This window comes from Prosthecochloris marina, from assembly GCF_003182595.1.
Classification (GTDB): Bacteria; Bacteroidota; Chlorobiia; order Chlorobiales; family Chlorobiaceae; genus Prosthecochloris; species Prosthecochloris marina.
On the sequence record NZ_PDNZ01000010.1, the window covers coordinates 39767 to 50591 of the forward strand.

General features: G+C 47.8%; 9 protein-coding genes. 4 read left to right on the plus strand and 5 right to left on the minus strand.

Going from position 1 to position 10825, the window contains the following annotated elements; translation table 11 throughout:
* Positions 1 to 174: 174 nt before the first annotated feature.
* The 4 genes from CR164_RS12030 to CR164_RS12045 all read left to right on the plus strand — a co-directional run bounded on the left by CR164_RS12030 (position 175) and on the right by CR164_RS12045 (position 4434).
* Positions 175 to 309 (plus strand): entericidin A/B family lipoprotein, encoded by a 135-nt coding sequence (locus CR164_RS12030; protein WP_110024242.1) that lies wholly within the window; start codon positions 175 to 177, stop codon positions 307 to 309.
* Positions 310 to 642: 333 nt separating this feature from the next.
* Entirely contained in the window at positions 643 to 1413 is a 771-nt protein-coding gene (locus CR164_RS12035) for a hypothetical protein (protein ID WP_110024243.1), read from the plus strand.
* 147 nt (positions 1414 to 1560) lie between these two features.
* A complete protein-coding gene (gene trkA, locus CR164_RS12040) occupies positions 1561 to 2949 on the plus strand; it encodes a Trk system potassium transporter TrkA (protein ID WP_110024244.1) in 1389 nt (462 codons plus the stop codon).
* Positions 2950 to 2976: 27 nt separating this feature from the next.
* Positions 2977 to 4434, plus strand: coding sequence for a TrkH family potassium uptake protein (locus tag CR164_RS12045; protein ID WP_110024245.1), 1458 nt, complete (start codon positions 2977 to 2979; stop codon positions 4432 to 4434).
* Between the two features lie 138 nt (positions 4435 to 4572).
* Here CR164_RS12045 and CR164_RS12050 read toward each other — a convergent pair whose 3' ends face one another.
* From CR164_RS12050 to CR164_RS12075, 5 genes are all read right to left on the minus strand, one after another.
* Positions 4573 to 6480, minus strand: coding sequence for a monovalent cation:proton antiporter-2 (CPA2) family protein (locus CR164_RS12050; RefSeq protein ID WP_110024246.1), 1908 nt, complete (start codon positions 6478 to 6480; stop codon positions 4573 to 4575).
* A gap of 14 nt (positions 6481 to 6494) precedes the next feature.
* Positions 6495 to 7112 (minus strand): NAD(P)H-dependent oxidoreductase, encoded by a 618-nt coding sequence (locus tag CR164_RS12055; protein WP_239994555.1) that lies wholly within the window; start codon positions 7110 to 7112, stop codon positions 6495 to 6497.
* Between the two features lie 360 nt (positions 7113 to 7472).
* A complete protein-coding gene (locus CR164_RS12065) occupies positions 7473 to 9227 on the minus strand; it encodes a TRAP transporter permease (protein WP_110024249.1) in 1755 nt (584 codons plus the stop codon).
* A 1-nt stretch (position 9228) separates the two neighbouring features.
* Positions 9229 to 10203: a TAXI family TRAP transporter solute-binding subunit gene (locus tag CR164_RS12070; protein ID WP_110024250.1), complete on the minus strand. Its 975-nt coding sequence runs from the start codon at positions 10201 to 10203 to the stop codon at positions 9229 to 9231.
* Positions 10204 to 10326: 123 nt separating this feature from the next.
* Positions 10327 to 10800 (minus strand): hypothetical protein, encoded by a 474-nt coding sequence (locus CR164_RS12075; RefSeq protein ID WP_110024275.1) that lies wholly within the window; start codon positions 10798 to 10800, stop codon positions 10327 to 10329.
* Between the last annotated feature and the right edge of the window lie 25 nt (positions 10801 to 10825).

Genomic DNA, 10825 nt, shown 5'->3' on the forward strand with positions numbered 1-10825 from the left:
AGAAGGACAGAACGACACCACAAACCAACCGTCACCTCCTCCCGCGCATCAGAAAAGAACGACAAACCGGTTGCCAGAATTCCGATCGTTTCCTAAATTTTCACCTTGAACCGCAAACGACCGTTATGTTGCACATGCAAGCAATTTCTGCAAAGCAATCAGAGTAGGACTTTTATGAAACAGATCGTTTTTGTACTGAACATCGCACTTCTTCTCACTATTTCCTCATGCAATACTATTGAAGGCGTTGGAAAGGATGTTGAATCAGCCGGTTCGGCCATAAAGGAATCTGCCCAGAAAAACAAGTAATATCTTTAGTAAAAACAATGGTCTGCGGCCTCCGGTAAAGCACTGTTTTTGTATCCTCATCGATAGCATAGAGAACACTCCACCCGAGGTCCACTCCAACGCAACCTGTTCGGTGCCAAGATCAGCCTGGGCAGAAAATCTGAACAGAGAGAACGTAGAGCACCAGACCCTCAAGAAGAGAGCGGTAGCTTTTTGTCACCTGGCAATAACTGCTATTGCTATAATAACCGTTTCATTGTTGTTTGAAGATCCCTTATGAACCCATTGATGGATCTTATGATTCATAAAAAAAATGTAGCTTCCTTTGAATAACCGCAACACGGTATCTTTCGTATGACAAAACGGAATAAAGTATTTGTCGTAGCCTCCTTTTTATTGGCATTTTTCCTTTATCCTATCGAACGTGAGGCAACGGCAAAAACCTATTATCACGTTACCCTGAAAGCCTTTCTTGATCCTCATGATCTCTCGGCGGTGGAGTGGGCCTGGGTAACGCTGGTCGAAATCCAGAAAAGAGAGGCGTATCCTGAACAGGCCGCCCTGGCTGAACGTTACGGCGGTGAACTCAGGGGAAGCGTTCTCGCATTTGTCCGTGCAGCTGCCTGGAGATCCGAACACCGCTACACCATTGACAAACGCTGCAAGGATAGACCCGCAGAAATGGAGATTTCATGGGATGAAAGCTGGAACGATAAAGTGTATGCAATGGGCGGCCTTGATAATCCGAACAATCCGGACGAGTTGAACTTCGGATTTACCACCCGTCCCATCCTGCTGCAAAACAAACGCTGGTTCGACCCCAAAAGCAGAAGTTACGTTGCACTCGGGCCGGTTCGCATGGAAGGAGAGCCAGCCGAAGAAATCAGAGGAGAGTTCATTCTTCGTCCCGTAAACTATCTTGACCCTTTGAAGCATTACAGTTTCTGCCAAAAACAGTGGGTAGAACAATACCTCTCCGAGTTCAATCATTTCCATCTGCATGAAGAATTTTATGACGGTGACAATGAAATTTTCAACCAGACCACCGGAAAAAAACACATCGTCTACCATATTCTCCGCACCTCTTCAAGGGTCCACCCGAACTGGAAACAACAGCAAATGTAGCATTGACGTTTCTGATTTTTCTGAAATGTTCAACCATGTAATCCAGGCATCGTTGAGGAAGAAACCGATAAAGTTATCTGCAGATTTTATTTTTTGTAGATTATTTTTCTATCATTTCGTTGGGAATTGTTATCCGAACAACAAAGAATGAGTGTTAAAAACATATTGGTAATCGGCCTGGGAGGAGTAGGACTTCATCTGACGCAACGCCTTGTTCATGATGGATACGGTGTTACGGTAATCGAATCGAGCCCTCAGCTGATAAGCAGCGTCAACGATAAGATCGACGCGAAAATTATAGAAGGTAATGCCATGGAACTAGCCTGCTGGCAACGGGCAAAAGCGGAGACCATGGACTTGCTGATAGCGGTTACAAATGAAGATTCGGTCAATATGATAGCATCTATCATAGCCGACCGTTTAGGTATACCCCGCAAAGTTGCCCGTGTTCGTTCCCCTGAATATGGCTACGAGAACTCGTTTCTCAATAAAAACGATTTCAAGATAGATCTGGTCATTCACCCCGAAGAACTGGTTGCACAGGAAATGGCACGCCTTGTCATGAGAGCCTCGGCAAATGACGTCGTCGATATCGGTGAGGGGCAGATGAAAGTGGTCGCTATGCGTGTCAACCCGGATAGCCCGATAGTCAACAAAACGCTTAAAGAGATCGACCTTTTGCACAATGATTTCCGGTTCAAGATCGTTGCTGTCGCAAGGGGCATCGCCACCATCATCCCCGGTGAAGACGACACAATTCTTCCCAACGATCAGGTATTTATCATGCTGCATGAAAAAAACCTTCCGCAGCTGATGAATCTCATGGATATGCGTGAGCAAAGCATTCACAAGGTCATGATCGTTGGAGGCGGAATGGTTGGAGCGAGGGTAGCCGAGCTACTTGGAAAAACCGTTAAAATAACCCTCATAGAAAACGACAAGGAACACGCCGAAGAACTTGCCTCCACGCTGAAAAACACCGATGTCCTGCTTGGTGACGGCACCGATGTCAATGTTATGGTGCTTGGCGGTTTGATGGAAATGGACAGCTTCATCGCAACCACCGGCAACAATGAAACAAACATTATCAGCTGCCTGCTTGCCAAGCATATCATGAACAGGTCCAATGTCGATGCAAATGCAAAAGTCGGTAAAACCATCGCCTTGGTAAAAAAAGAAGACTATCTTGTCCTGGCATCGACGATCGGCCTTGATGTCGCTCTCAACAAAAAGATTTCCGCTGCGGATGAAATCATGAAGTTTATCCGAATGGGGGAACTTTTCTCACTCGCACATCTGCATGGAGTCGACGCGGAAGTCATCGAACTTGCAGCTGCGCCAAAGTCTCAAATCACAAAAAAGCCGTTAAAAAAAATGCGCTCCATGCTGCAGGAAAAACAGATCCTCATTGCCGGCGTGGTACGCAATGGGGGGTGTGAACTGACGGATGAACACACGGTTATTGAACCAAACGATCTCGCTGTTGTGGTTTCGGCAACAAAAAGTCTAAAAGACGCAAGAGAACTTTTCAAATAACACACCAAAGAAACCTGCTTTCGCTCAATGAACTTTCCCGCTATATTCAATGTTCTTGGAGCTCTTCTTATCTTTATAGGCAGTACCATGCTCCTTCCTCTCGCATGCGCCCTGATCTACAACGACGGTGATGCCCTCTCACTGGCTATAGCAATGGGTGTAACGGTCGGTATAGGACTGCCTCTGTGGTGGAGTTACCGCAAATACCGCGATCTGACATTGAAGGACGGTCTTTTCATCGTCACCTTCGGCTGGATTCTTGTATCATCCGTTTCGGCAATTCCGTTCATGATTCACGGAACCATTCCATCATTCACCGACGCATTTTTTGAAATGATGTCGGGTTATACCACTACTGGTGCCACTATTCTCGACGACATCGAAGCCGTACCTCACGGGCTGCTTTTCTGGCGAAGCACCACCCATCTCATCGGAGGCATGGGGTTCATCATGGTTACCATAATCATTCTTCCTCTTCTCGGTATAGGAGGCATGCAGCTCTACAAAGCGGAAGCTGATCCAGGCCAGGTCATAACCGGCGAAAAATTTCTTCCCCGCGTCAAGCAGACCGCTGTATGGCTCTGGGGAATCTATCTTGCGCTTATTCTTATCCAGTCACTCCTTCTGCTTCTTGCAGGCATGCCGCTTTTCGACTCCCTTTGCCATGCTTTTGGTACTGTTTCGACCTCGGGCTATTCGACAAAGAACAGCAGCATCGGCTATTATAACAGCGCCTGGATAGATTGGATCACCGTCATCTTCATGTTTCTGGGAGGCATGACATTCATGATGCACTATCACATCCTGAAAAAGGATTGGGAACCCGTCAGAGAAAATACAGAGATACGATGGTATATTGGATTTGTTGTTTTTCTCAGCCTGCTCACCGCGCTGATTCTCTGGATAACCGGAAGCTACAGCGGTATTTTCGATTCAATTCGATATGCTACATTTCAGGTTGTCTCGATCCTGACGACAACGGGCTTCACTACTGCCGATTATGAGCTTTGGCCTCAGTCGGCTCAGATGCTCATCATGATCGCCTGCATGATCGGTGCAAGCGCAGGTTCAACCACCAGCGGTATCAAGGTGGTACACTACGAAATAATCTGCAAATATCTCTACGCCACAGGCAGGAAGTTCCTGCAGCCCTTGGCTGTAGTTCCGATAAAAATCAATCAGAAAAATGCCGACCCTTCAGTCGTCACACTGGCAATCAGTTATTTCATTCTGAACATCTTCATGATATTTGTCGGCAGCGCAATCTTGACGCTGATCGACGGTATGGATTTCTACAGCGCCATAAGCGCGGTTATCGCCGCACTCTTCAACATCGGACCCGGCTTCGGAGAGATTGGCCCTGCGCATACCTATTCACATATCTCAGCAGCAGGCAAGTGGTTTCTCTCGTTCAACATGCTGACAGGGCGTCTTGAGATGTTTACCGTCATGGTGATGTTCTACCCCTCGTTCTGGAAGAAGTAGCTCAGAAAAAGTCAAAGGTCAAAAGGTAAAAGTCAAAAACAGGAAAGTGCTGTTGATTTATTGAATCGGTGAGTTGCTGAACTGTTTCCCTCTCCCAAACAACAAATAAACAGATCAACAATTCAACAAGCCTGTCACTCAGCTTCGCATATGTCCGTCGTCAGCTATATGGCCCGATGCGTCCCACCCCAGATCCTTGTCCTTGTGGAGCTCTTCTTTCTCTTTGAGCATCAGTTGTTCGAGATCCTCTATCCGTAGCTTCGTTGCACGCATGAGCTCTTTTTTGTCGTGTCTTATCTCGGCAAGCTCGTGCAGATGCCGCTCTTCGTAACGACGGAACGTCTTCATCGCCCTCATGACATGATACCTCCTATGTCCAAGCCTGCTCAAAGCATCGCCGCCCATGCGCAGTGCGACATCAAGGGTATCGAGGTAGACGTTTTTCACCCCCATGCCGATCATTTCGAATGACTCTTCCCAATCACTTGTCCGCGCTATGATCTCGAGATGAGGAAAATATTTACGAGCTGTCCCTGCAATTTCCAGGGCTTTTTCTGCATTGCCCACAGCGATAACAAGCAATTCTGCTTCAGCCGCTCCCGCCGCCTGCAACAGATCACTGCGCGAAGCATCTCCGTAAAAAACCTGCAACCCCATTTTGCGCAGCAGGTCAACGTTATCCGGATCGGTATCCAGATAGGTTGCCTCCTCGTCATTGGCTTGCATGAACCTCCCGACAGTACTGCCGACCATACCGAACCCTGCTATGATAACACTGCTTTTGCGGTCCAGGTCTATCGTATCGGGACTCTTTTTTTCTTTCTCCACTGTACCGAACCTCGGTTGAACAAATTTTTCATTGAGCAACACCAAAAGGGGAGTCATGGCCATGCTGAGCGCAACAACCGCAATCAGCGGGTTGACCAAAGATGCTTCAAAAACCCCGTTGTTCAATCCGAATGAAAAAAGAACGAACGCAAACTCTCCTCCTTCTGCAAGAGCCAGAGCAAAAAGAAGGATGTTATCGAAGCTCATCCCGAACATCCGCCCTATGCCAGCCAGCACAAAGAACTTGAGCAACAGCAATGCCGCTACCAGCTGCAGAATCAAAGCTGGATTGGCGGCAATAACCTCGAAATCGATCGATGCACCGACAGAGATGAAAAACAGCCCTAGAAGCAGTCCCTTGAAAGGCTCGATATTGGTTTCAAGTTCATGACGATATTCACTTTGTGCCAGTACCACACCAGCGATGAATGTACCCAAAGCCGGACTCAGACCGACTTTACCCATGAGAATGGTAATCGAGATAACCAGCAACAGGGCAGCCGCGGTAAAAAGCTCACGGAGACGTGTCTTCGCAATAAGCCGAAATAACGGGTTGATCAGGTATTTTCCGACAAGAACAATACCGGCCACAACGCCAAGAACCAACGTTGTTTGCCCCCAGAGCGGCAACCCTTCTATCCATGTCGTCCCGCCAGCATGACCGCCGTCTCCATGGACGGCCGAAGACGATGCCTGAGCGGTTGCGAGTAGCGGCAGAATGGCGAGTATCGGTATGATCGCGATATCCTGAAAAAGCAGTACCGAAAAAGAGTTCTGCCCTCCGTCCGTTTGCATCAAACCTTTCTCATGCAGGGTCTGCAGTACAATAGCGGTTGAGGAAAGAGCCAGGACAAGTCCAAGTGCAAGGGCAGTCTGCCACTGCAAGCCAAAAAACAAGGCAATGGCCATCAGCAGCAATGCAGTTGCCGTTACCTGGGCACCCCCCATACCAAGAATGGACCCCTTGAGTTTCCAGATCATCGACGGTTGGAGTTCGAGTCCGATCAGGAAAAGCATCATGATGATGCCGAACTCGGCGAACTGCATGACACTCTGCCCCTCACTGCCGACCAACCCCAGCACAAAGGGACCAATAATGACCCCTGCTATCAGGTAACCCAGTACAGAACCGAGACCAAGCTTTTTAGCTATCGGCACAGAAACAACGGCAGCAGTCAGATAAACAAACGCCTGAAAAAAAAATCCTCCACTATCCATATACCAATGCCCCCTTATCCTCTCCTGATTTGATCATTGAGATTTTCCTGGCTGCATAGACCCACTGGATCGAATGTCTGATCGGTAAGCAATTTCAAAATCGTCCGGTAATGTTTGACCTGCTCTTTTATAACGTCCGGTTTCATGACGTTGGTACCATGAATCACGAAAGGGGGAAGATAACGCATACCGCAAAGATGCGCTGCCTGTTCGAGAGGAGCAAGCAGCTCCTTCATGGTAAACCGATTGTAACCACCTTTTGAATACGAAGCTTTACTGCCTCCGGTTGTAACAACATGGCAAATCCATTTTCCTTTCAGGGCATTGCCTTTTCGGCCAAACGCCCATCCGTGTACCAGGACGAGGTCCATCCACTCTTTCAGCAACGAAGGGATACCGAAGAGAAAAAAAGGATACTGGAAAACGACAATATCATGTTCTTTCAACAGGTCCTGTTCAGCTTTGACATCGATATCCATCTCAGGGTAGCGTTCATACAAATCATGAAAGGTTACTCCTGTAATCGCCTCTACCCCTTCAATCAGCCTGACATTAACCCGTGATTTCTCCAACGCAGGATGTGCAAACAGTATGAGAATTTTTCTCAAAACAACTTTTTTTAGAATTGTCACTGGATCGGCCCATTGCTGGCAAGCAAAAAAACCAATATATCGGAAAAGAATGCCTTATCCCCTCCATTTCCTCATGCAATGTTAGACATTTACTATAACTTTCAAAAAAACTTGCCGCCGCTGTCAAGCGGCAAAAGTATCGATCATCATCAATACCAACTGGTCATGGAGAACAAAGAAAAAAAGAGTTCTCATGGCCAAGAAAACAACATACCGAAGAACCTCGGTCAGAAATCTTTGAGACAAAACCGGCCCTTCAAACGCCCAAACTGTCGAAACCGGTTTTCAGATTGCAGAAACACAAGGCGATGACCGCCGTCGAAGAGTTCGACAATGCACTGATCTACTTCAAGAGGGAGTTCATAAATTCCCGCCTCTCCCGCCTGATCCATCCCGAACAGGGTTGATCGCTGGAGCCTTTCCATGCCATATACCGCTCAGCATCCAGGAGTAAAACCATGTCCCCACGGCACAAAGTATGAAAGTGACGACAATATCAAATAATGAACCGTTGAGTGAAAACCCGGGAACATAACCGAAAAGAAACGGAGCGAGATAAAGAAACTTGGCAAATTTGAAAGCCGAGAAGGCGGTCTTCCACATATTCGCTTCGGCTATTGCAGCACCGGTGAATGCCGCAATACAAACAGGAGGGGTAACATTTGAATCCTGTGAGAGCCAGTAGACAATCATGTGAGCGGCAATCAAGTTCACCCCAAGATGGGTCAGAGCAGGAACGGCGACGACAGCGGTTATAAGATACGCTGCGGTTACAGGAACCCCCATGCCGAGCACCAGCGAGGCCAGTGCAATGAACCCGATCGTCAAAAAAAGATGCCCTTGAGCCAGTTCAATGATGATGTCGGCAAAAGTAAGCACCACTCCGCTGTAGTTGAGTACGCCGATAATGATTCCGATCACTCCGACGGTCGAGCCAATGAGCAGGCTGTTTTCGGTGCCTTTTCGCGCAGCTTCTCTGAACGCTGCTACATCGATCCTCGTCTCCTTACGTAACCAGCTTACCGCGATACAGCTTACAATACCGAGAACCGCAGCATAGCCGGGTGAAAACCCTTGAAACATGAAAACCGTTATCATGACGATCGGCAAGGTGTAATACCATCCTTTTTTCAGGATATCGAGCGCATTTCCACCAAACTGCTCACCTGTAAGGCCCTGCTTTTTGGCTTCATAGTGAACCATCATAAAAACACTGAAAAAGTAAAGCAGAGCCGGAACAAGAGCCACTTGCATGATTCGAGCGTAAGACACCCCCGTCAATTCAGCCATGATAAACCCGCCGGCACCCATAATAGGAGGCATGAACATACCACCTATAGACGCTGCAGGCTCGATTCCGCCTGCCACATGCGACCGAAATCCGGCCTTTTTCATCATTGGAATCGTAAATGTTCCGGTTGAAGCCGTATTGGCAATCGCACTTCCGGAAATGGATCCGAACAGACCGCTTGCAATAACAGCTACCTTGGCAGATCCTCCTGTTCTGTGGCCAAACACTGCCAGAGGAAAGTCGATAAAAAACTGTTTCGCTCCCGATTTCTCAAGAAAAGCCCCAAAAATCACAAAAAGCACAATGTAGGTGGCCAGAACATTTGCCATTATTCCGAACACCCCGTCACTTTTGTAAAAAATACTGGTGCACAAACCTGAAAAACTCTCTCCAGCATGGGCAAACATATCGGGGGCATAATCGCCGTAAACACCATAGAACAGCATAAGCGCTCCGATAAAAACAAATACGTTACCCACAACCCTTCTTGCGAGTTCCACCCCGAGTAGTACCCCGATAACCGCCACTACAGTATCGAGAGGGGTTTCCATACCGACTCGATAGTTGATCGCCTCGAAATTCAGAATCCAGTACCCGATCGAAAACACAGAAAGAGCAACCAGCAGGTAATCGACAACACGCATCAGATGAGATTCCGATCGGTAGAGCAGGAAAACAAGAACATAGGTGATCAAGATATACACACCTCGATGGTATTCGGTTGGTGCGGGCTGGATGAATGCCGAATACCCATAGAAGAGAACCAGCACAACTGCCAACAGATCGAAAATGATTTGCTCAATCCTGTACAGCCGATCGTACACCTTACAACACCCCCTTCTCTCTCCAGAACCTCACTGCTCCGGGATGCATTGGCGTTACAATGCCATTGACTCCGTTTTCGATGCTCATCCCCCTGAAGTTTTTTTTCTGGCTCACCATATACGCAATCCCCTCATCGCTGTAGACAAGCGATAACATTTTATAAACAACATCATCGGGGACATCTGCATTAGCCACCCAGAGAGCCGAATCCTGAAAAGAATGCCTGTCTTCATCGACTCCTCGGTAGGTACCGGCGGGAATGGTGACTTTGGTGAAGTACGGATACTTTTCATAAAAACCGCTGTTTAGCGCAGCAGTTTCCAAACTGAGAAGATCGATGCTGTTTGTCTGGGATGCCATAATAACCGCCCCGCTGGGAAAAGCTGTAAAGAGCCAGAATGCATCGAGTTGCCGATTCCCGAACGCCGCGGCAGCATCATTGTACCCCATGGCGTTTCTCTCGATTTTTTCCCACAATCCAAGATGGGTAAAAAACAGCTCGCAATTGGCAAAAGCACCTGACCCTGCATTCCCAACCCCAACTTTTTTGCCTTGCAGATCATCGACGGAGCTTACCCCGCCCCCCTTTCGCACCACCAACTGGGCAGGAGCACCGTACAGATAACCTACTGCCAGCACTTTGTCATAGGTTTTCGGGTCGTGCCTGAGCATTCCATTCCTGCCCTGGTAGAGATGGCCGGAATAAACCACGGCAAAATCCGACTTTCCTGCATTCACCCTGCGCAGATTTTCGATCGAACCTGCCGAAGACTGGGCTTTCACCGAAAACTCTTTTATATCTTTGACCGGCTTGTAGGTCTGTATTGCATTTGCAACGACCTGGAAAGTCCCCCCCGCCGGACCACCGCCGAAAACAAAGCGCGTCTTGACGGCAAAGGCATCCGGTACCGATACAAGTGATACCATCACAAGCGAAACAATAGTAAAAACAGGAAAAAAATGTTTTCTACTCATAGCATGTTGAGTCCTTTTAATGTGCTTTGATGAAAATGTGCGATGAAGCTTCAAGAAAAAGAAAACTGGACGGGGAATTCAGTTAGGTTATGAAACAATCTGCTCGTTAGCGGTAAAACAGCCTCACTTTTTTCGCCGAGCTGCCGCCATTTTTGCAGCCCCGGCAAGCTTGCCACCGTAATGACCAAGGAGGGTAACAACCGGCATCATCGCCAAAAGAAGCACGATATAGACCCAATGCAGCCAGTCGTTACGGTACATCACATCTGGAACCGTCAAGCGGATTGCCACCGCAAAAGCAACAAGTCCGAAAAGCACAAACGACAGCCGAATCTTGTTCATGAAAACAGGAGTTTTAGCCCGTTTGTAGTTCACCGTCCAGTCGTGAATTCCCGAAAAAAAAGATACCGGAATCGCAAACAGCACGATAATGATAAGATGCTCGACGGTATGCTCGAAAAACGGATCACTTGAAGGAAGGGTAAGCAGAAGATAAAGCACAGCAACCGGTATCAATCCATTGCTGAAATGTGCGGCGACAGGATGTACGAAAAAACTCTCCTTCATTTCTTTCAGCAAGCTTTTCTTTTCTGCCATAGCCCTCTCCTTTGCTTGTGGATTG

What these genes read in the sequence shown, in the direction of transcription:
- CR164_RS12050 (WP_110024246.1), bottom strand. Translation starts at nt 6,480, where the DNA reads ATGGATAGTGGAGGATTTTTTTTTCAGGCGTTTGTTTATCTGACTGCT.
- trkA (WP_110024244.1), top strand. Translation starts at nt 1,561, where the DNA reads ATGAGTGTTAAAAACATATTGGTAATCGGCCTGGGAGGAGTAGGACTT.
- CR164_RS12070 (WP_110024250.1), bottom strand. Translation starts at nt 10,203, where the DNA reads ATGAGTAGAAAACATTTTTTTCCTGTTTTTACTATTGTTTCGCTTGTG.
- CR164_RS12035 (WP_110024243.1), top strand. Translation starts at nt 643, where the DNA reads ATGACAAAACGGAATAAAGTATTTGTCGTAGCCTCCTTTTTATTGGCA.
- CR164_RS12030 (WP_110024242.1), top strand. Translation starts at nt 175, where the DNA reads ATGAAACAGATCGTTTTTGTACTGAACATCGCACTTCTTCTCACTATT.
- CR164_RS12075 (WP_110024275.1), bottom strand. Translation starts at nt 10,800, where the DNA reads ATGGCAGAAAAGAAAAGCTTGCTGAAAGAAATGAAGGAGAGTTTTTTC.
- CR164_RS12045 (WP_110024245.1), top strand. Translation starts at nt 2,977, where the DNA reads ATGAACTTTCCCGCTATATTCAATGTTCTTGGAGCTCTTCTTATCTTT.